This window comes from Ignavibacteriales bacterium (assembly GCA_016709765.1).
GTDB lineage: Bacteria > Bacteroidota > Ignavibacteria > Ignavibacteriales > Ignavibacteriaceae > IGN3.
In genome coordinates, this window is record JADJMD010000008.1 from 259,361 (window position 1) to 281,022 (window position 21,662).

Consider the following 21,662-nt stretch of genomic DNA (forward strand, 5'->3'; position numbering starts at 1 on the left):
AAATATTTTAAAGGTGAGAATTAAAACGATTACTTATTTTTGAAGTTTCTCCAAAATGATTCAACTCCTTTTCCAACAGCGTTCAAATTTTTAACAAACGGTAATACAGCTTCTTCAACACCACTGCGGATTTTATATTCTATGCTCAATAACTTATCAGCTCGCTCTCTAATATCACTAATAATTGATTTAGAAATGTTCAACTGTTCAGTTGCATTTGAAGTCATTTTATTGAGATTATCAGAAAGTTCCATCGAGGTTTGGATAAGCGGTTTGATATTTGCAGATAAATCATGAATATTGCTATTAATTGATTGCACTGATTTTACTATTTTATTCAGATAAAATATCAGTGCAATACAAAGTGCCGATGCAGACAGTAGCAATACTATTGTAAATACTTCAGTTAAATTCATATTTTTTTATTTATGAATTTTTAGCTTCTTTATATGCATCAACTCCAGCTTTAACGGAAGATTTTATTCTGTCAGCTTCAGATTCAAATTTTTCTTTACTTGTTGCAAAAACATCTGATGTTTTTACTTTTGCATCTTTAAAAACTTTTTCAGCATCTTTCAAAATATCTTCAGATTTTGATCTGGCATCATGAATAATTCTTTCTGACTTCTTCTTTCCTTCGTTAATCAACTCACGTGCTTTATCTTTTGCATCAGAAAGATATTTTTCAGCTTCGTCAAGATATTCTTCAGATTTAGATTTTATATCAGCACGTAATTCTCTACCACTTTTAGGAGCAGTTAACAAAGCAACAACAGCGCCTATCGCACCACCAGCTAAAAATCCAATTAAGAATCCTTTAGCAATATTATTATCCTGTGACATGTCAATCTCCTTTTATTTATTTATTACTCGCCAAAATATATCAATAGGGTGCTCTAAAATCAAGGAAAAGAGGAAATTTGAGTATCGAAAGAAAGGATTTAACGCTACTTTTTGTAAATGATCACAAAAGAAAATAATACAACAATTTTTATTTGAGGTGTTAGAGATTCTTAAATTTCAACAATTCTTTCGAAATTCAATCAGTAAATCAAAAATCGGCATTTAGTTGTAAAAAATTACTGGAATTCTGAAACTGAATTATTTGATTCAATTAATAATTTTCCATACCTTTTTTGATAAAAAAGAACACTAATCGCTCCAACAAAAACGGCAAACCAAAGAGTGACTACACGCACAATAAAAGTTGAAGCAAAGGCATCATTTTCCGATAAACCTTTTTGAACCATCATTAATGTTAGTGAACCTTCAGTTACTCCTAAACCTCCGGGAAGCATTGAAAGCGCTCCAACTATTGTTGCAAAACTATAACTGAAAAACGCCCATAGTATATCGATTTTTACTTCGAAATTATTTAGGATAAGGTAGTAACCATAACACTCAAATCCCCATGAAATGATGCTCAAGGAGGTCATAAAAATTAAAGGTTTAAGTGATAATAATTTTGAGGATGATTTGTAAGCTGTTGTGATTTTTGGAATTTGTTTTTCTACAAATTTTAATTTTGATAGCAGGAATAAAAACTTATCAAAAATAATTTTGTTCGATATAATTATTATTCCAACTACTAAAAATATTCCGATGAAGATTATTATAGTTTTACCATAATCATAATAGTAGGCTCCAACCAAAGCTAAAATTGTAAGTGACAAGAAATCTGTTGCGCGTTCTGCAAATACAATTGGTGCAGTTTTGCTTATCGAGGTTCCGTTTATTTGTTTTACAAGATATGATTTTAACAACTCACCCATTTTTCCGGGAGTAACACTCATAATTAACCCGGACATAAATATTGAAAGTGAATCTAACTTATGTAGTTTTACTTCAATTATTTTTAAATAATATTCCCATTTAAAATATCTTGAGATGTAGTTGCCAAATGAAAGAGCAAGTAAAATTGGCATTAAATACCAATTAAAGTTTTTGAATGAGCTTATAACTTTTTCAAAATCAGCATAAAGCATAAAAGCAAGATAGATTATTGCAGCGGTTGCAATTGAGATGAAAATTCTATCCCTAATTTTTTCTATCAACTATATTATCCTTAAAAGAGCGTGATAGAATTTAGCAAGTGGTAATCCCACAACGTTATAATAGCATCCGTTTATTTTTTTAATAAACACAGCACCAAAATCATCTTGAATCCCATACGCCCCAGCTTTATCCATTGGGCTTCCACCAGAAATGTAATCTTCTATCTCATCATTTGTTAGATAACGAAAAGTTACTTCGGTTTTTTCATACTCAGTAATTGTTTTGTCATTTTTAAAATTATAGATTGAATAACCGGTATAAACAATGTGCGTCTTTCCACTGAGTAATTTTAGAGTTCTAAATGCATCTTTTTTGTTAATCGGTTTTCCAAGTATAGATTTATTTAGAACAACAATTGTATCTGCCGTTATAATAATTCCAGCCCTAACTTTTGTTTTTGCAAGATTTAGTTTTTCTTTAGATAATCTTGTTACAGCTATGAAAGGTTTTTCGTTTTTGTTGATTTTTTCATCCATATCAACACTAAATGATCTAAACTTTAAGTTTAATTGTTTTAACAATTTTCTTCTTCGTGGAGATTTAGATGCAAGATAAATTGGAGTTGAATTGTTAATCATAAATATTTTTTATTTCTGTTCCTGGGAAGTAATGATTTAATATTTTTTTATAGTTGATGTTTTTTCTTGATTGTCCAATCGCACCCCATTGGCAAAGTCCAACGCCATGTCCGCTGCCTTTTCCTGAAATTATTATATTCTTATTACTATCAAAATTAATATCAAACAATGTGCTTTTTAATATTGATTTTCCATTACTGTTTTTAATAATATTTCTAATTTGATTTCCGACAAGAAAAATAGTTTTTTGAATTTCTTCTCCGTCATTAATAATTACGTTCAGTTCGTTAACTCTACCCGAAGTAAATCGAGAGGCTATTTTTATATCAGAAAGTTTATAATTCGGAGACTCAATAAGTTTGGCTTTATAGAATCTTTGAATAAATGTTGACTCGGAATATTTTTCTGTCCAGTCATATCTTGGAGATATTTTACAATAGGGTTCATCACCATCTTTTATTCCTATTAAATATGGAATGTTTTTATTGCTAAAAACATTTACAACATCTTCGGTATAACCCCCGCAAGTGGAATGGTAAAATATGGTTGCCGGTTTGTCGTCAAAAAATAACAACTGTCCTTTTGTCTCATCAACAATATCATTTGTAATCTTATTTTCTCCATCAACGCCGCCATATACCTGATCCCGCGTATCGGGATAAATATCAAAAAAAACTTTATTCTCTTCCATTTTAGTAAAAGCATAAGTTCGGGCGCAAATTGAAAAAGCTTTGAGTGCGTTATAATTTTCATTGCCCTTTCCTATTGGCATTTCTTTGGTCATAACACCTTTTACATAATCTTCCAATCCAATTTGATTTACAATTTTTATTTCAGAATCATAAATGGAAACTAAAATTCTTCCGCGATATTTTTTTTCATTAATACTTATTATTTCATTTTCGCTGGAGGCAGTTATATAAAACCTTTTCGAAACAAATTCCTTTGAACCAATTGAAAGATTAATCTTATCTGATTTCAAACTGAACTTTAATTTATTCCCTAAATTAACTTTAGCCAACTCATAATCCTCATCAGAAATAATAACTAAATCATTAACTGAAATCACTAAATCAGCGCTGCTATTATCTAGCAATACTCTAATTACGTATGGTGAATTAAAACCATAATTGCTATCCGTAGAAAATCTTTTCGTTGCAGAACATCCAACAAAGAAAACGAATAGTGTTATTATTAAATATTTTAAGTTAGAATTAGAAGTAAGTGGGAAATTTTTATGAGTTATAAAAGAGGAGAAATGATTCACAATTGATTATCTAAACATCGCCTTAATGCTGCCCCATGTTCTCTTTGCAATGCTAGAAATACTATGTGTTACAGTAACATCAGCTGAGTAAGAAACTTGATTATTGGTATCTACTATTTTAAGTCTGTATACGAAAACCATATCGTTGGCTTTATAAACATTTTGATCTGTGAATGTGTAAAAAGAATTATCACCTTTTGGTTGTATACTTGAGATTTCAGCGTAAGAACTTTGAGGAGTTTTTCGTTCGACAACAAAATTCTGCAGATTAGTCTCTTCACCAGTTTGCCACTCAAGTCTTATATCATCAGATTCACTTCTTGCGTGAAAATATTCAATATGAGCACCGGCATAAACCGTAGCAATTATGAGAAAAGTTATAATTATTGTCGTTAGTTTCATTTTCACAACGCTAATATATTCGCAATAGTAAAGATTGTCAAGTATTTTTGTAAAGTTTCTTCAATTACAAATCAACAAATTTTGATTAAAAATCTGGCTAAGATTAAATTTGACTAAGTTTATATTAAAAATTAAATGTTAAACTGGAAGAAAAACTTATATATAATGTGGATTTGCCAATTTTTGGCAATGGTTGGGATGAGTTCTATAGTTCCCTTTCTTCCGTTATTTGTTAGAGAATTGGGAGTTACTTCTATTGAGGAAACATCAAAATGGAGCGGACTAGTTTTTGCAGGACCATTTTTTGTTTCACTTTTTCTTTCTTCTCTTTGGGGAAATCTTGGGGATAAGTATGGTAGAAAATTGATGACGATACGTGCAACTTTTGGGTTAGCACTTGCACAAATAATTATAGGATTCTCAGGGGATATCAATCAGCTTTTTATTGGAAGATTATTGCAAGGTGGATTAAGTGGATTTCTTCCCGCAGCAATGGCACTAATCGCATCCAACACCCCAGAAGAAAAAACCGGTTATGCTCTTGGTGTACTTCAATCATCCACAGCAGCAGGCACTGTATTAGGTCCATTGTTCGGTGGAATTATTTCTGATTTTCTTTCTTTTCGTGCTGTGTTTTTTGTTGTTGCTGGTTTACTGTCTCTAGTTGGATTTGCAATTATATTTTTTGTTAAAGAAGAAAAACGTGACGAATCAAAAAGAGTTATTTCCATAATTGATAATTGGAAATATGTTTTATCAAATAAAAAGTTTTTGATTCCATCAATCTTAATAATGTTCACTAGTCTGGGAATTTCATTTGTTCGCCCAATCTTTGTTTTGTTTGTTGAAACTTTAGAAATCAACAAAAATTATTTACCAACGATTACAGGCGCACTTTACAGTATTGTTGGAATCTTTTCTGTTTTTTCAGCATACTGGTGGGGAAAAAAATCAGAAAAAATTGGATTGAAAAAAAGTATTGCAATCGCATCCATAATTACTGGTATAATGTATTTACTTCATTCAATAATTATTAATCCATATTACTTAATTCCTGTTAGAACTTTATTGGGATTTGGCTATGGCGCATTGATGCCGCTTTTGTTTACAAGAATTAGCAATCAAGTTGTAAAAGAAAGACGCGGTGGAGTTATGGGCGTTGGCTCAAGTTTTCAAGTAATGGGTAATTTAGTTGGTCCGTTGTTTGGTGGATATGCAGGAGCAGTTATCGGATTTCCATTTTCATTTGTTATTACAGGAGCAATTTTTTTAGTTATTGCTATTGGAGCTTTTTTTAACTTAAAAGATTAATCTAAATTGATTGGAATATTTGTGTGCCAACTATTTGAATTGTATTTAAGAAAAATGGAAAGTGAATAAATTATTACATATCCCGGCAAAGCTAACCATGCGCCCATTAAACCTAAATCAAATACAATTCCTAGTAAGTAAGCAAGCGGAACAAAAATTATAAGGTTTGTAATCATTTCAGCCTTCATTACAAAAACTGTTCTGCCCGCAGCTTGTAATCCATTTGCAAGTACAACTCCGGTTGCATAAAATATTTGAGCAAATCCTGCAATTCTCAAGGATGATTTTGCCATCTCAATTATACTCCAATCATTTGTTATAATTATTAGAACATATTGAGGAATTCCAATAAAAATAAAACCTAAAATAATTGTATAAATAGTAGCAACCTTAGCAGTTTCAAATCCGTAGAGTTTTGCAAGTTGGTACTTGCCCGCTCCCAGATTATTGCCAACCAATGTTTGAACAGCAATTCCAAACCCGAATAGAGGAAGAAAAGAAATAAATAATGTTGAAATGATTGCTTGTGTTGCAGCTTGTTCTTTGGTCCCGATAATTCCAGTTATAGCAACAAAACTTAAGAACCCGACTAAAACAAAAATATTTTGAAAGGATACAGGAATTGAAATTTTATAAATTCCTTTTATAATTTCTTTATCGATTTTAAAATGTCTAAAATTTTGATATTTATTTCTATATGTTGGAAGTAATATAATAATCAAATAAAAAACTACATCACTAAAAGTTGCTAGCGTTGAACCTAATCCAGCACCAGCCAAACCCATTCTTGGCAATCCAAATGAACCATAAATTAAAATATAATTAAATATAATATTGAAAAGATTGGTAAGAATTCCAGATACCATAAAGATTTTGGTCTTGCTAATCCCAAAGAAAAAACCACGATAAGAAACTGAAATTAGAAAGAATGGAATTCCGAGAAATCTGTAGAAAAGATATTGAGAAGCGTAATTACCAACAGTATCATCAGAAGCAAAAAAATGAGCAATTGGTCCTGATAAGGAGGCACCAATTGCGGCTACAATTCCCCCAATTAAAAGTGAAATTATAAGAGAGTTATTTAAAGTATTTCCACATTCTAAAAAATTTCCCTGTCCAAATCTTCTTGCAACAATTACATGTGTTCCGGTTGCCAGACTTGAAAAGAAACTCACCAAAGCCCAAGTTGCAAGTACCCCGATGCCCATTGCAGCTAAGGCATAAGTTGCTTCATCCAGTCTACCTACCATCGCAGAATCCACAAGTGAAACAACCATTTGTGTTGATAAGCCTGCAATCGCTGGAAGTGCAACGTGCAAAATCTTTTTATAATAACTATTTACAGGTAATAAATTCATTCAGTCAAAAATAGTTATACATTGATAAGATAAAAATTAAAAGATGTGATATCTGATAAAATTTTATTTAAAAATAAAAACCCACAAAATGTGGGTTAAAAAGTGGAGCTAAGCGGGATCGAACCGCTGACCTCTTGAATGCCATTCAAGCGCTCTCCCAACTGAGCTATAGCCCCTTAATTCTGATCCAAAAATAAATATGTTTTAAGCAACAATCAATTATATCTATTTCAAAAGGTAAAGAGTTATGACTTTTATTTTCAGCAGGTTGACAATATTTTTGTTGTGGATATGAATAAAATCATTAAACATATAATTATAACAGTATTAGCAATAATCTTTTTCACTAGTTGCGATGACACTTTAACTATTGATAATGTTGACGACAAACCAATGCCTGATAAGAATATTAGTTTCTCACAGAATATCTATCCAATATTGCAAGTTAAGTGTGCTTTTTCCGGCTGTCACGCAAGTCCAAATGCAGCTGATGGAATAGATTTATCAACTTGGGCTAATGTTACTGCAAATCCGAACATTGTTTTTCCTGGAGAACCCGATTTAAGCAGATTAGTTTGGGCTATTGAAGGTCGTGCAGGAATTTCTCCAATGCCGCCTGTTGGCTATGCAAGACCGGTTACTGCAACACAGTTACAGGGCATCAAAACCTGGATTAATGAAGGGGCTTTAGATAACTAATTAAATCCACTTCATTTCTTTGTACCAATCACAAGTTCTTTTAATACCGTCTTCGAGTGAAATATTTTGGTTATAACCAAGTTCTTTAACGGCTTTTGAAGTATCAAAAATCCAAAACTGTTGTGTTATATCTTTTGCCTTCTCAATATTCAATGTAGCTGGTTTTTTACTGAACATTGCAAAAAATTGTGCGAAGCCTGCAATCGTATAAACTAAAAAATGAGGTACTTTGATTATGATCGGTTTTTTACCAAGCACTTTAGAGGTTACTGAATTTATTTCCTGCCAGGTATAATATTTTTCAGAACTAATATAGTAAATCTCACCAATAGCTTTTTCATTTGTTGCTGCTTGATAAAATCCTTCTACAAGATCTACAGCATGAATTAAACTTAGTTCTTTTTTATTAAATCCTATGGTTGTGGTTAAGCCTTTACTAAAAGTTTGAAAGTAGATAAATATCTCCGTATCGCGCTCACCATAAACTGCAGGAGCACGGCAAATTGTTATTGGCAATTTATCTTTATAAGAAAGAGTGATTTTCTCCCCTTCCAATTTACTTTTACCATATGTTGTTATAGGACTACAATTACTCAACTCATTAAGCGGCTTGCCATCTTTAGATGGACCTGTAACAGTTCCGCTGCTAACTAATAAAAATCTTTTTAAAGTAGATTTGTTTTCAAGTGCAACCTCTAAAAGATTTTTTGTTGAATCTACATTTCCTTTGTAAAAGCCCTCAGCAGTTTTTGATTTTACAACACCGGCAACGTGGTAAATATAATTAGCGTCTTTAAAACATTTTCTTAATCCATCTGTATTAAATAAACCTGAATCATAAATTTCTACATCCTTTCCATCCAACCACTTTAAATTGCTAGATTTCCTGACAACACATCTAACCTTTAATCCTTTTGATAAAAGATTATCAACAAGATGGCTTCCAACAAAACCATTTGCGCCTGTAACTACTGCTATTTCTTGAGTTTGCATTTTTGTATTCATTTGTTTTTAAGTCTAATTAGATATAAATTTTGCGCGCAATTTAATAAAAAGTCGAATCAGTTTCGGTTCTAATATATCAGTTCAGGAGGATTTTTTGGATATTTTTAAAAAGTGCTACGAATTTACTCGTGCAGATGAAATTAAAGCTTTAGGTGTTTATCCTTACTTTAGACCTATTGAAGAAAATGAGGGTCCAGTTGTTCAAATTGAAGGTAAAAGAGTTATTATGGCTGGCTCCAATAATTATCTTGGATTAACCGGTCATCCACATGTTAAAGAAGCAGCTATCAAAGCGATTGAAAAATACGGGACAGGCTGTTCAGGCTCTAGATATTTAACCGGCACTCTTGATTTACACATCGAACTAGAGAAAAGATTAGCAAAATTCTTTAACACAGAAGCTGTTTTACTTTTCAGTACAGGATATCAATCTGCACAAGGTGTAATTCCAACTTTAGTACAAAGAAATGATTATGTTATTTCTGATAAAGACAACCACGCTTGTATAGTTGCAGGAACAATGATGACCAAAGGTGCAATGGGTGGATTGGCAAGATATAAACACAATGATATGGATGATTTGGAAAAAACGATTTCAAAACTTCCAGAAGATTCAGGAAAACTTATTGTTTCTGATGGTGTGTTTAGTACAGGTGGAGAGATTGTTCACTTACCTCGCCTTGTTGAAATTGCTAAGAAATATGGTGCAAAAATTATGATTGATGATGCACATTCAGTTGGCGTCATTGGGAAAGGCGGAAGAGGAACGGCAAGTGAATTCAATCTCGAATCTGATGTTGATTTAACTATGGGTACTTTTAGTAAAACTTTTGCTTCTTTAGGCGGATTTGTTTCCGGTTCAGAAAGAGTTATTAATTATATAAAGCATTTCTCACCAGCTCTAATTTTTAGTGCTTCTCCAACTCCTGCTTCTGTTGCATCTGCACTTGCTGCTTTGGATATTTTAGAAGCTCAGCCGCAGTTGGTTACACAACTTATAGACAATGCTAACTATATGAGAAAAAATCTTAAAGCAAAAGGATTCAATATTATTGAAGGAAGAACGGCTATAGTTCCTGTTATTGTAGGTGATGATACTTTAGCATTCCAAATGTGGAAATTCCTTTATGATAATGGCGTTTTTGTTAACGTGTTTATTTCTCCGGGTGTTCCTCCGGGAAGACAGATGATGAGAACAAGCTATATGGCTACTCACAAAAAAGAACATCTCGATGAAATACTCGATATCTTTGAAAGAGCCGGCAAACAATTAGGACTTATTTAGTATCGTACAATATTTTATTAAAGCATACTCAAACGGGTATGCTTTTTTTATATAGGATAAATCATGTCTGAAATAAAAATCAAAAAAATTGAAACCAAATCAGATCTTAACACGTTTATAAAATGCCAGTGGAATTTTTATAAGAATGATGCAAACTGGGTTCCGCCTCTTATTATGGAGAGAAAAACTCTTTTAAACAAAGAAAAAAATCCATTCTTTAAAAATGCTGAAGCAGATTATTTTATTGCTCAACACAACGGAAAAATTGTTGGAAGAATTGCTGCAATTAAAAATGATATGCATTTAAAATATCATAACGATAATTCAGGTTTCTTTGGATTTTTTGAATGCATTAACGATCAGCAAGTTGCAAATGCTTTGTTTGATACTGCAAAAAAATGGCTAAAGGAAAAAGGATTAACAAGAATGCTTGGACCTGCAAATCCATCTAGTAATGATGAGTGGGCAATGCTTCTGGAAGGATTTGATGATCCACCTCGTTTACTAATGACTTACAATCCAAAATATTATTTAGACCTTTGTGCAAATTATGGAATGACTAAAGCAAAAGATCTTTTAGCATACAAACTTGAAAATCATAAAGTAATGGGTTCTGAAAAATTAAAAAGAGTTCAGCAGATTGCTCGTGATAGATATAAATTAAAAATAACTTCTTTGGATATGAAAAACTTTGCTAAAGAATTAGAAAAAGTTAAAATTGTTTATAACAAAGCCTGGGCACCCAATTGGGGATTTATTCCAATGACGGATGATCAAATTGATGCAATGGCTAAAGATTTAAAACCATTGGTTGAGCCTTCACTTGTTTTGTTTGGTGAAATTGATAATCAAGTAATTGGATTTGCGTTAGTAATGTTGGATTACAATTACATCTTCAAACAGATGAACGGCAAACTTCTTCCTTTCAACTTCATTAAGTTATTTACACAAAAGAAAAAAATAAAGTGGGCAAGAATCATTACTCTTGGTTTAGTTCCTGAACAACAAAAAAAGGGGTTGGATGCTGTGTTTTATTGGGAAATAGTAAATCGCGCACACGCCATTGGAATTGATTTAGGAGAAGCAAGCTGGATACTTGAAGATAATGAGATGATGAATCGTGGGGCAGTTGTAATGGGTGGTGATCCTTACAAAAAATATAGAGTGTGGCAAGCGGATTTATAATTTATTTATGTAACTTTTCAGATGAGGAGTAAATGCGAGCCCTCATTTTCTTTATTCTATTTAGCAATATTCTTTTTGCTCAATACGATTCCACAATGTATGAGTTGATCAAAACTACTTATGCTAGAAGTTTTGACACACATATCGTTTATAAATATTTACACTCCAACTCAGAACAAAAAACTAAAGCCGCAATACTAAGTATTGCACAAAGCGAGGATACTTTATTTGTTCCTAAGCTATTAAACTTAGATTCAAATAAATATGGAAAAGAAATTTGTTTTGCACTAGCGCAAATTGGAAAGTGTGATCAATCAATAAACTTCTTGTGGAAATATTTATACTCTTCTCCCCTTCCAAAAACTTATCCAAAAATATTTTTTGCAATCGGGAAAATTGGGAATGGAAATGATCTTAAGAAACTTGTTGAGTTTTACAATTCATTCGATGGGCCAATTTTTCCATATGAAGGAATTTCAGAAGCCATTTTGCAATTCCAAATACGCGGAATTAAAAGTGATGATTCAAAATTAATTTTAGAAACTGAGATAACTCATCAACTATCTTCACCAAATAGAATAATTAAAGCACTATGTGTTCTTTCAAGATATGGCGGATCAGAGAATCTTTGGACGGATTTTGAAAATTTTCTTAATGGATCAATTTTATTAAATAGTATCGAAAAGAAAGAAATTGAATTAAAACAATTTGTTTTAATGAATATTAAAAAAGAAGTATTTATTACTAGTGTACAGACATTAGTTCTTGATGAAGTTCATAAAAATCCTTTATTGCTCATTCAATTAGTTAAAATTTTACATTTGTTACGATTTAATACAAATTCATTCACAAATTTGAATCTTAACCTATATTTCGAATTATTAAATGATGTGAACCCAAATGTTGCTTTACAAGCAGCTATATCCATAAAGAATATTAAAGACTATATTAATGATTCCTTGAAGATCGAGGTTAAAAGCAGAATAGATGAAATGTTATTTGATCAATCAAAACCAATGGGTTTTAGAGGTGAACTTCTTTTGAGTAGATATGAAATATTTGGTAATTACCAAGAAAATGAAAAAATCATTAATAAATTAAACCTTCCCATCAAATACCAAATTCAATTTTATGCCAAAAATCAAGACTCAAAAAAAGCTGCGAAAAAGTTATTTGAATTATTTGGACATACATATCGTACGAAAGATGAAATAGAAGTTTTGCAGGAATTATTGGAAATAAAAGACAAAATAACTTACTCAAGCGAATTAAGAATAATTTTTCTGCATATCTTAAAATCTGAGAAAGCGCCACTGATTTCAATAGTAGCGGATGGAATTGATTCTGTCTTCATCGCACAGAATTCCAAGAAATTAAGAGAAATTATATCTAAGCAAATAAATATTTTTAAAGACAATTCGGATTTTCTTGAAGCAACCATGTCTTTAATTAATTTATCCAAAAAGATTGATAGTGATTTTTATATATCGATGATTGAAAAAACCAAATCATCCACATTATATTCAATAAGAAAATTTGTTTCCTCAAAAACTGAGGACAAACGAATTGGATATAAAGAACTTGATAAATTTGAAAATATTTGGAGTAATTCTTTCAAATACACTCAAGCAATAATTAAAACTTCAAAAGGCGATATAACTATTCAGTTCAATTCTGAGTTAGCACCAATTTCTGTGGCAAATTTTTGTATGCTTGCTGATCAGAAATTTTACATCGGCATTGCATTCCATCGTGTTGTTCCTGGGTTTGTAATTCAAGCAGGCGATCCAACAGCAACCGGCTGGGGCGGACCCGGTTATGATATTGTTTCTGAATTTACTGATACTGATTTTGGAATTGGTTATGTTGGAATGGCAAGTGCTGGAAAAGATACAGAAAGTTCACAATTTTTTATAATGCAAGGCAGTCATCCATATTTGGATAGTAGATATACTTTATTTGCAAAAGTAATCGAAGGTATGGCTGTTGTTTATAGCATCACTGAAGAGGATTTAATAATCTCAATCGAACTTAATTAAAAATTTACCTCAACAGTTCATCATATTTTGCTGAGTGTGGCGGATCAACTTTTTTTAGCCGTTCAAATATTTTACGATCTGGGTAATCTTTTAGCAATTCAATCAACTCACCATTCTTAGTATCAAAAAAATGTTTAATAAGAACGCTATTAATACCAGTTTTCTTTTGCATATCTTCCAACACAGTAACCAAACTCACAATTTTATCTTGCGCATCCTTCTTTTTTATCTGAAATTCATCTACACCATAATGATAAACATAAAATGCTTCCCTAAAAGCTCTATATTTGTCATTTAACAAATCCTGACATAAGCCCCATCTACTGAACGAAGCACTGCTCTGTTCCCAACCTTTTTTATAAGAGCTGTTACCACTTAGATTTAAAATGTCAAAAGCTTTTTTAAAGTATGGTGTACCTCCAAGATCAGCCCAGGTTTCCCAATCAAATCCAATAATTATATTGGCATAATAATCAAAAAAACTCGTTAGAGGGTCAAACGTGGCCTGGTTAGCATAAAGTGCTTGATTGGGCACATATCTAAACGACCAGTTTCCATCGTTAATAGTTACCATTGGTGATTGTCTAGTTGATTTATAAATAGGACGTGTTGATATAATTACTACTTGAGCAGAATAATCAGTTTCGCTTGAAGCGCCGGTAAAAAATATTGTAAAGGCACAATCTATCTTTTCCCCTTCCCATGCTTCACCCGTAAATTGCGTTGTATTCAAATATGATTCAACAACACCTGCAAAATCAACTAGTAGTTCTCTGTTTTCCACTGCTAATCCCTCAAAATTAACTGTTACATTACAGTTAAGTTCTTGTGTAAACGAAATTGAAAAAGGAATTAAAACCAGAATTAAAAGATTACGCATAATAATATCAGCCTAAGTTTTTATTGATTTAATATAGGAATTTAGATATAATCGAACAATCAACTTAAAATATTATGAAACTTTACTATACAATTATAATAATTTGCGCATTAACATTAAGTGCATATTCTCAGTACAACCCGGGTGCAAAACAAATCTCTCTTTCCAATTCTGATGTTGCATTAAGTAATGATGTCTTTAGTCTTTTTAATAATCCGGCTGGACTTGCACAAATGAATTGGAGAGAAGTTGGCATTTACTACTCACCTGCTCCATTTGGATTGAGTGAATTAGCAAATGGGTATGTAGCTTATCACGAACCAACATCCATTGGGTCTTTTGCTATTGGTGGAATGAGTTATGGATTTGATCTTTATCGTGAATCAAAATTTTCATTGGGATATTCTTATAATTATTCAAATAAATTTTTTGCTGGAATTACGATTAATTATCAAACTGTTTCAATCAAAAACTATGGCAATGATGGTGCAGTATTTTTTAACCTTGGCGGATTAGCATACATATCAGATGTTTTTAGATTGGGATTTTCTTTTCAAAATGTAAATCGTCCAACTTTTGGAAATGAAGACGATCAAATCCCTGTGGTCTTTAATTCTGGATTATCTTACGACATAGCAGATGAATTAACTATTAATTTTGCACTTGAAAAGGATATCAAGTACAAAGCTTCGTTTCAGTTCGGAATTAATTATGATATAGTTGAATACTTATCACTACGAACCGGCTTTTCAAATGAACCATCAAAATACAGTGCCGGTATTGGGATAAACTACTCGATGTTTAGCCTAGACTATGCAATGTTTACCCACAACGATTTAGGGCTTACACATCAAGCCGGTGTAATTATATGTTTTGGCAGAGAACAAGATCGACATAAATCTATAAAAGAGAATTTGGGGCTAGAATAAATTGCGATTTCTATTCAGTTCGTTAGTTATCTATTTTCTATTTTCCATCACTTCAGCTTATGCGCAATTAGACAGCACATCTATAATAACTGAAGATGTTCTTGATAATATTTTAGTCGAACCGAATGAAGAATCAGATTCTGAAGATCTTGTAGAAATTTTTGAAGAACTAATGCGCAATCCGATAGATTTGAATCAAGCTGATTTCTTTGAACTATCAAAACTCCCAAATATGGATCAGCAATCTTCGAATAAAATTTTAGAGCACAGAAAAAAATTTGGTTACTTTTTTGCCCCAACCGAACTTTATGCGATACGCGAATTAGATAAGCAATTAATAGAAAGTATTTTGCCTTTTGTAAAAACGTCTCAACCAGAAATTGAGACGGGAGAATTTCAAGAAATTGAAAGTAGTCCAAAATCAATTTTTTCAAAATCAAAACTAAAGATACGTAGCAGGGCTACAAATGATTTACAGAATAGAGATGGATTTGAGAGTGGGAAATTTATAGGATCAAAATTAAAATCATACAATAGGTTATTGTATAATTATGGTAAAAATTATCAGGCAGGATTTTTAATTGAAAAAGATGCTGGTGAATCATCCTATTCTGATTTTACTTCGTTCCATTTGCAAGTTAAGGATATTGGTTTATTAAAAAACTTTGTAGCGGGTGATTTTGTTTTGGAATTTGGGCAAGGTTTGACTTTATGGAGTCCGTTCGGGTTTTCAAAAGGAGCTGATGCCGTCTTTCCGGTTAAGAAAAAAGCTCGCAACATACGTCCATACAATAGTGCGGCTGAATATAGGTTTTATAGAGGTGCTGCCACAACTATAACTTTTAGCGATTTTAATTTAACTGCGTTTTATTCCAACAATACTTTTGATGCTTCAATCGATTCGGTAACTGGTGAAATTTCTTCCGTTGGGCAAACAGGTTTTCATAGATTTGAAAGTGAATTGAATAAAAAAAATTCTGCACGACAAAAAATGATTGGCGGTGTTTTAGATTATAAATACAATGGTATATTAAATTTAGGATGTATTTATTACAATGGTTCTTTTGATAAGAACTTTGAATCAAAATCTTTATACGGCTTAAGCGGGGATAATTTTAATTACACCTCGGCTTATTATGAATTCAATCTTGCCAATATGAATTTCTTTGGTGAAGCGAGTTTTGATGGTAAATCAGTTGCATCAATAAATGGAATTCAGTTTTCTGCAAATCGTAATTTTATTTTTACAACAGCCATAAGAAATTATCCACGCAATTATAATAATCTTTATGGCTTCGGATTTAGCGAACGCTCAGGAAAAATCAATAATGAGGTTGGCATTTATTCGGGGTTTAAATGGAAAATCCCGTTTGGTGTTCTAAATCTTTACTATGATATTTTTAAATTTCCATACCGCACAAGTGAAAATTCACTTTCCAGTGAAGGCAACGAGCTACTGTTTGATTTTGTCACATCTCCTCTACCAAAATTTGAGATACGATTACGTTATAAATATGAAGACAAAGAGGTTACTGAACTTGTTAATATTAGTGAACAAATAGTTAGAAGGTTAAAACAGATTGGACGAACAGATTATATTTATAGCTTATCAAAAGATTTAAGATTAAAAACAAGAATTGAGTACAATCATTTTTTCATTAAAGATGCAGGTATTAAAGAAAATGGATTTTTAGTTTATGAGGAAATGCGATTTATCCCAAGTAAAAATATTAGCCTTTACGGAAGAATTATTTTCTTCCATACAGATTCGTTTAACTCCGCTGTTTATGAATATGAAAACGATTTGCTCGGCGTAATGCCAAATCTAGCAATGTACGGAAAAGGAATTAGATGGTATATGATTGTAAAATATAAACCACTTCAGTTTATATCTCTATCAACAAAATATTCGGAAACTTATAAACCGGATGTAACTTCCCTTAGTTCTGGTGATAATGAAATTATTGGAAATGTGGATAACCGCTTTAGCTTACAAATAGATTTGAGTTTTTGATTTTAGCAATCAAGAAAATTAGGAATTTCACCTCAAGATGTATTTGACTGAGAAATCCTCTGTTATTTATAAAACTGATTTCTCCCTTCGGTCGAAACGATTCTCAAATCAATATTAACTACTCATATCTTAATGCTTCAATAGGGTCAAGATTTGAAGCTTTATAAGCTGGATAAGTCCCAAAAATTACTCCAACAGCTATACACATTGATAATCCAATAAATACCCAATCCCACGGAATGGCAGCAGTTGCATTCAGAGCACCTCCTGCAAGATTACCAATTCCTACTCCAAAGATAATCCCAATAAGCCCTCCAAGCATACATAAAATAATTGCCTCAAATAAAAACTGAATAAGTATCCAAGTTTTTCTCGCACCGAGTGCTTTTCTAATTCCTATCTCGCGAGTTCTTTCTGTTACAGAAACCAACATAATATTCATTATACCTACACCGGCAGCAATTAATGCAATAAGAGAAATGGCCAAGGCAATTATCTTGATTGGTCCCGTAATCTGGTTGGTTTGCTCTATCATCGATTCGTTACTAAAAATATAAAAATCATTTGGTTCGCCCGGTCCCACTTTTCTAATAGTCCTCATATGTCCAGTAGCAGCTTCAATAACATCGTTGTAATCTGCTTTGCTTTGTGACATCACAGTAATATTTACTGAACGTCCATATCTTCCATACATTGATTGCCAAGTGGTAATAGGGACAATTACATAACTATCTCGACTTGAACCAAATAAAGCAGTTTGAGGTTCAATTACCCCAATAACTTTTAATGGTCTGCCATCAACCCTTATTTCCTGTCCGATCGGATTGCTATTTGGAAATAATTTCTCAACAATTGGCTGAAATACTAAACAAGTATTTGTAGAATAGTTAATATCATCATCTCGAAAATCTCTTCCTGCTTCAACATTCCAATCGTTAGTTCTCATAGCATCTGTATTAACACCAGCAACTGAAATATTTGGATTAGTTTCTTTGTTGCCATACTTAACTACTTTACCAAATTGCCATTGCTCAACACCTACATATTTGGCTTGTGATAATAATTCTCTTAATCGATTAGCTTCCTCAATAGTTAGGTCCTTTCTACTTCTAGTGCGCATTCTGGGACCACCCCCCATAACATTATCGTCTCTTTGAATCTGAAATGTGTTTTTCCCAAGCATTGATAGTCCATCGTCAATACTACTTTGTAGCATTGTTAGTATAGTCATAATAACTATGATGGAAAATATCCCTACAACAACTCCTAGAATCGTAAGTGCTGTGCGCAGTCTGTTACTTTTTAAGGATTGTAGAGATATAGCTAGTATTTGATTTATTTTCATTTATTCATACCTCAAAGCATCGACAGGATCCATCTTAGCCGCTGTATAAGCCGGAGCTAAGCCAGAAATAATACCCGTTAATAATGAAATTATTATTGCAAGAATCACAACATCATATTGTACTGATGTTGGAAAAAACTGGTTTAACATCAAACTTAATAGTATTGCAGCTATTAACCCGATTAGTCCTCCAATTAAACAAATTACTGAAGACTCTAATAAAAATTGTGCAAGAATTGTTCTGCGGGTAGCGCCAATAGCTTTTCTTAACCCGATTTCACGAGTTCTTTCTTTTACAGAAACAAACATTATATTCATAATTCCAATTGCACCAACAAATAATGACAATCCTGTTATAAATAACCCTGCAATCTTTATTACAATTGTTATAGAATCAAGAAAATTTGTTAAGCCCTCTTGTTGATTTATTGTAAAGTCATTTGGCTCATCATGTGTTAGTCCTCTCACTTTTCTCATTACTCCTTCGGCTTCTGCTTTTGTGTCTTCTAAAAGTTCAGGACTTGCGGCTCTAACATTTATTGTTACAGTACCAAAATGACGTGATGCGAAATTTTTGAATATAGTCCCTATTGGAATGAATACTTGATTATCGGGATTAAATGCACCCAAAAGTGTACTTCCTTGTTCGGTAAGAACGCCAACTACCTTAAAATTAGCAGGACCAATTTTAATTGTTTTATCAAGTGCATCACCTCTGGGAAACAATTTATTACTTATTTCACTTCCTAAAACAGCAACATTTCTAGAACCATTGCTTTCCACTTCAGAATAAAATCTACCTAAATCAAAATCGAAATTAGTTGTCTTTACATAGTCAGATGTAGAGCCATTAAGAAAAACAGTTTCAACTTTTCGATCGCCATATTTAATAGTTTGAACAGCATTGGTAACCGGAGCGACTGCCATAGGAAGTTTTGCTAAATCCTTAAATGTATGAAAATCTTCCATATCAATATTTCTGCGATTACGCATGGTCCAGAAATCTTGATTTGAAAACCAGGCATATTTATCTATGTATAAAACATCCGAACCAAGTGCGCTAACACCATTTTGAAGAGAATTATCAATCCCTTTAATCGCTGTTGACATTAGTACGACTGCTGTAACACCTATTATAATTCCAAGCATTGTTAATGCTGCCCGAATTTTATTAGCCCTTATGGCACGCCAGGCTATAGATAATCCTTCGGTTAATTCTAAAAATATTGACGACATGGTTAACTCTTTTTAATAATCATTATACAAAAGAAGCTTTAGATTTTGGGATAAATCTTTTTTCAACAACTTCATCTTTTTCTACTAAACCATCTTTCAACCTTATAATTCTAAGAGCGTGCTCTGCAATATATTCTTCGTGTGTTACAAGAATTATTGTATTTCCTTTTTCGTGGATTTCATGGAACAATGCCATAATCTCTTCACCTGTTTTAGAATCCAAGTTACCTGTAGGCTCATCCGCCAGGATGATTGAAGGATTAGAAACTAAAGCTCGCGCGATTGCAACTCTTTGCCTTTGACCACCAGAAAGTTCATTTGGTTTGTGATGCATTCTATCCTCCAGACCAACATCAACTAAAGTCTGTTTTGCTCTTTCTCTTCTTTCAGAAGCTGAAACACCAGCATAGATCAATGGGAGTTCTACATTATGAATAGCATCAGATCTCGCAAGAAGATTGAATGTCTGGAATACAAAACCAATTTCTTTATTTCTAATTCTAGCAAGTTCGTTATCTGTCATTTCACTAACACTTACATCTTTAAAGTCATATATTCCCGAAGTTGGCGTATCTAAACAACCCAGCATATTCATTAGAGTAGATTTGCCGGACCCAGAAGGACCCATGATTGCAACATATTCATTCTTATTAATTTTTAGAGAAACATCCCGCAAAGCATGAACCTCTTCCGACCCAACTTGGTAAACCTTTGCAATATGTTCTATGTTAATTATGTTCATTATTATTTACCAGTTTTATTTTTTTGAAATATTAGAACGTTTCTCTTCCACTCTTACTTGTAAACCATCATTCAACTCACGAGAAATTGCTTTGTAACTTCCTGAGACAACTTCTTCTCCGCCTTCTAAACCTTTAATCACAGCTATATAATTATCATTACTAAGTCCTGTTTCAACATCAATTTTTTTAGCTTTACCGTTTTTAATTACAAATACTACTTCTTGAGTTTTAGTTATTTTTTCTTTTTTTACTTCTTTAACTTGCTGAAAATCATCACCGTTACCCTCTTCTACACCAATTTTTTCGCCATCCTTTGGACCTTCTAATCTTGTTGTAACGCTCTGGATTGGAACACTTAAAATATTATTTATAGTTTCCGTTTCGATATCTGCAGTACAGCTCATTCCAGGTCTTAGTGTAATCATTGGATCTATTAGCTTTATCTTAACCTCAAAATTTACAACTTCATTTTGACTACCTAATCCAGTTGTGTTTGCGCTGTTACCAATTTCGGAAACAATTCCTTTAAATTCCTGATCTTTAAATGCATCAACCTTAATAGTAGCAGTATCACCAACAGAAACTAAGACAACATCATTCTCATCAACATCGACAACAGCTTCTATATTTCCTAAATCTGAAACAGTCATAATATCAGAACCCATACTAAAACCAGCACCAAATACTCTTTCTCCAAGCTCAACATTTAATTTGGTTATAATTCCATCCATAGGGGAACGAATTGCTGTTTTAGATATTTGATCCATAATCTCTCTTAACGAAGCTTCGCTTTGAGAAACATTTGCTTCAGCAGCTTGATAAGAAGCTTTTGTTGACAGGTAATTGGATTTAGATGCTTCTAATTCAGAATCACTTGCTAAACCTTTACTATGCAGTTCCTTCACTCTATTATAATCTAATTCAACTTTAGTTAATTCTGCCTCACGCATTTTTAAACTTGCTTTTGCAGATTGGAGATTAGCTTCCATTCGTTCTTTCTGCGCGACGTACTGATCACCTTTTATTCTAATGAGCAAATCACCTTTTTTAACTCGATCGCCTTCTTTGACAGGTAATTGAATTATTTCACCGGTCACTTCCGGATTGATTGCAACTTTAAACTCAGGATTTATTTTTCCAGTTGCAGCAACTGTCTGAGTTATTGTCCTCTTTTCAACTTTTTCTGTTTGAACAGAAACTATTTCTTCTTTACTGCCGCCAACAAAAGCAACAACTAAAAGCACAATAAGTAATAAACCTATTCCACCAAAAATGAATAATTTCTTTTTCGATTTGTTCTTTTTTCCGTTAGCCATTTGGGATATTCTCCT

The 21,662-nt window shown here is 32.5% G+C and carries 20 protein-coding genes and 1 tRNA gene; 7 read left to right on the forward strand and 14 right to left on the reverse strand.

Translation table 11 applies throughout. From position 1 onward, the window contains the following. Nucleotides 1–29 precede the first annotated feature (29 nt). The 6 genes from IPJ23_02555 to IPJ23_02580 form a co-directional block, all read right to left on the reverse strand. The gene (locus IPJ23_02555) at nt 30–416 is read right to left on the reverse strand and encodes a hypothetical protein (GenBank protein MBK7629598.1); all 387 of its coding nucleotides are present in this window, start codon (nt 414–416) and stop codon (nt 30–32) included. Nucleotides 417–426: 10 nt separating this feature from the next. After that, complete coding sequence (locus tag IPJ23_02560) at nt 427–843, reverse strand: YtxH domain-containing protein (GenBank protein MBK7629599.1); 417 nt, start codon at nt 841–843, stop codon at nt 427–429. Between the two features lie 236 nt (nt 844–1,079). Beyond that, nucleotides 1,080–2,054 (reverse strand): flippase-like domain-containing protein, encoded by a 975-nt coding sequence (locus IPJ23_02565; GenBank protein ID MBK7629600.1) that lies wholly within the window; start codon nt 2,052–2,054, stop codon nt 1,080–1,082. Next, nucleotides 2,055–2,633, reverse strand: a complete 579-nt coding sequence (gene maf, locus IPJ23_02570) for a septum formation protein Maf (protein ID MBK7629601.1) — start codon at nt 2,631–2,633, stop codon at nt 2,055–2,057. Then, nucleotides 2,626–3,900 carry a SpoIID/LytB domain-containing protein gene (locus IPJ23_02575; protein ID MBK7629602.1) on the reverse strand — a complete coding sequence of 425 codons (1,275 nt, stop codon included), beginning with the start codon at nt 3,898–3,900 and terminating at the stop codon, nt 2,626–2,628. Before IPJ23_02575 ends, maf begins: the two co-directional genes overlap by 8 nt. Before the next feature lie 6 nt (nt 3,901–3,906). After that, nucleotides 3,907–4,302 carry a hypothetical protein gene (locus IPJ23_02580; protein MBK7629603.1) on the reverse strand — a complete coding sequence of 132 codons (396 nt, stop codon included), beginning with the start codon at nt 4,300–4,302 and terminating at the stop codon, nt 3,907–3,909. Nucleotides 4,303–4,437: 135 nt separating this feature from the next. Between IPJ23_02580 and IPJ23_02585 the strand changes: the two genes are divergently transcribed. After that, nucleotides 4,438–5,613 carry an MFS transporter gene (locus tag IPJ23_02585; protein MBK7629604.1) on the forward strand — a complete coding sequence of 392 codons (1,176 nt, stop codon included), beginning with the start codon at nt 4,438–4,440 and terminating at the stop codon, nt 5,611–5,613. On the opposite strand, the gene IPJ23_02590 is transcribed toward IPJ23_02585, so the two are convergent. After that, the gene (locus IPJ23_02590) at nt 5,610–6,971 is read right to left on the reverse strand and encodes an MATE family efflux transporter (GenBank protein ID MBK7629605.1); all 1,362 of its coding nucleotides are present in this window, start codon (nt 6,969–6,971) and stop codon (nt 5,610–5,612) included. The two genes, IPJ23_02585 and IPJ23_02590, sit on opposite strands and share 4 nt — an antisense overlap. A gap of 103 nt (nt 6,972–7,074) precedes the next feature. After that, nucleotides 7,075–7,147: transfer RNA gene (locus IPJ23_02595), tRNA-Ala, on the reverse strand. A gap of 115 nt (nt 7,148–7,262) precedes the next feature. Between IPJ23_02595 and IPJ23_02600 the strand changes: the two genes are divergently transcribed. Continuing rightward, nucleotides 7,263–7,670 carry a hypothetical protein gene (locus IPJ23_02600; GenBank protein ID MBK7629606.1) on the forward strand — a complete coding sequence of 136 codons (408 nt, stop codon included), beginning with the start codon at nt 7,263–7,265 and terminating at the stop codon, nt 7,668–7,670. On the opposite strand, the gene IPJ23_02605 is transcribed toward IPJ23_02600, so the two are convergent. After that, nucleotides 7,671–8,663 (reverse strand): NAD-dependent epimerase/dehydratase family protein, encoded by a 993-nt coding sequence (locus IPJ23_02605; GenBank protein ID MBK7629607.1) that lies wholly within the window; start codon nt 8,661–8,663, stop codon nt 7,671–7,673. Between the two features lie 106 nt (nt 8,664–8,769). Here IPJ23_02605 and IPJ23_02610 point away from each other — a divergent pair, with 106 nt between their 5' ends. The 3 genes from IPJ23_02610 (at nt 8,770) to IPJ23_02620 (ending at nt 13,184) form a co-directional block, all read left to right on the forward strand. Beyond that, nucleotides 8,770–9,960: a pyridoxal phosphate-dependent aminotransferase family protein gene (locus IPJ23_02610; GenBank protein ID MBK7629608.1), complete on the forward strand. Its 1,191-nt coding sequence runs from the start codon at nt 8,770–8,772 to the stop codon at nt 9,958–9,960. A gap of 63 nt (nt 9,961–10,023) precedes the next feature. Next, nucleotides 10,024–11,145: a hypothetical protein gene (locus tag IPJ23_02615; GenBank protein ID MBK7629609.1), complete on the forward strand. Its 1,122-nt coding sequence runs from the start codon at nt 10,024–10,026 to the stop codon at nt 11,143–11,145. Between the two features lie 1,490 nt (nt 11,146–12,635). Continuing rightward, entirely contained in the window at nt 12,636–13,184 is a 549-nt protein-coding gene (locus tag IPJ23_02620; GenBank protein ID MBK7629610.1) for a peptidylprolyl isomerase, read from the forward strand. 4 nt (nt 13,185–13,188) lie between these two features. Here the strand turns inward: IPJ23_02620 and IPJ23_02625 are convergent, their stop codons facing one another. After that, nucleotides 13,189–14,064 (reverse strand): DUF4835 family protein, encoded by an 876-nt coding sequence (locus IPJ23_02625; GenBank protein ID MBK7629611.1) that lies wholly within the window; start codon nt 14,062–14,064, stop codon nt 13,189–13,191. A 74-nt stretch (nt 14,065–14,138) separates the two neighbouring features. Here IPJ23_02625 and IPJ23_02630 point away from each other — a divergent pair, with 74 nt between their 5' ends. Further along, a complete protein-coding gene (locus IPJ23_02630; GenBank protein ID MBK7629612.1) occupies nt 14,139–14,993 on the forward strand; it encodes a hypothetical protein in 855 nt (284 codons plus the stop codon). Between the two features lies 1 nt (nt 14,994). Then, nucleotides 14,995–17,007 carry a helix-hairpin-helix domain-containing protein gene (locus IPJ23_02635; protein MBK7629613.1) on the forward strand — a complete coding sequence of 671 codons (2,013 nt, stop codon included), beginning with the start codon at nt 14,995–14,997 and terminating at the stop codon, nt 17,005–17,007. Nucleotides 17,008–17,125: 118 nt separating this feature from the next. Here the strand turns inward: IPJ23_02635 and IPJ23_02640 are convergent, their stop codons facing one another. The 4 genes from IPJ23_02640 to IPJ23_02655 are packed head-to-tail and all read right to left on the reverse strand — an operon-like array spanning nt 17,126 to nt 21,647. Beyond that, complete coding sequence (locus IPJ23_02640) at nt 17,126–18,352, reverse strand: ABC transporter permease (GenBank protein ID MBK7629614.1); 1,227 nt, start codon at nt 18,350–18,352, stop codon at nt 17,126–17,128. Then, complete coding sequence (locus IPJ23_02645; GenBank protein ID MBK7629615.1) at nt 18,353–19,588, reverse strand: ABC transporter permease; 1,236 nt, start codon at nt 19,586–19,588, stop codon at nt 18,353–18,355. 22 nt (nt 19,589–19,610) lie between these two features. Then, nucleotides 19,611–20,324 carry an ABC transporter ATP-binding protein gene (locus IPJ23_02650; protein MBK7629616.1) on the reverse strand — a complete coding sequence of 238 codons (714 nt, stop codon included), beginning with the start codon at nt 20,322–20,324 and terminating at the stop codon, nt 19,611–19,613. Between the two features lie 21 nt (nt 20,325–20,345). Continuing rightward, complete coding sequence (locus tag IPJ23_02655; GenBank protein MBK7629617.1) at nt 20,346–21,647, reverse strand: efflux RND transporter periplasmic adaptor subunit; 1,302 nt, start codon at nt 21,645–21,647, stop codon at nt 20,346–20,348. Nucleotides 21,648–21,662 lie beyond the last annotated feature (15 nt).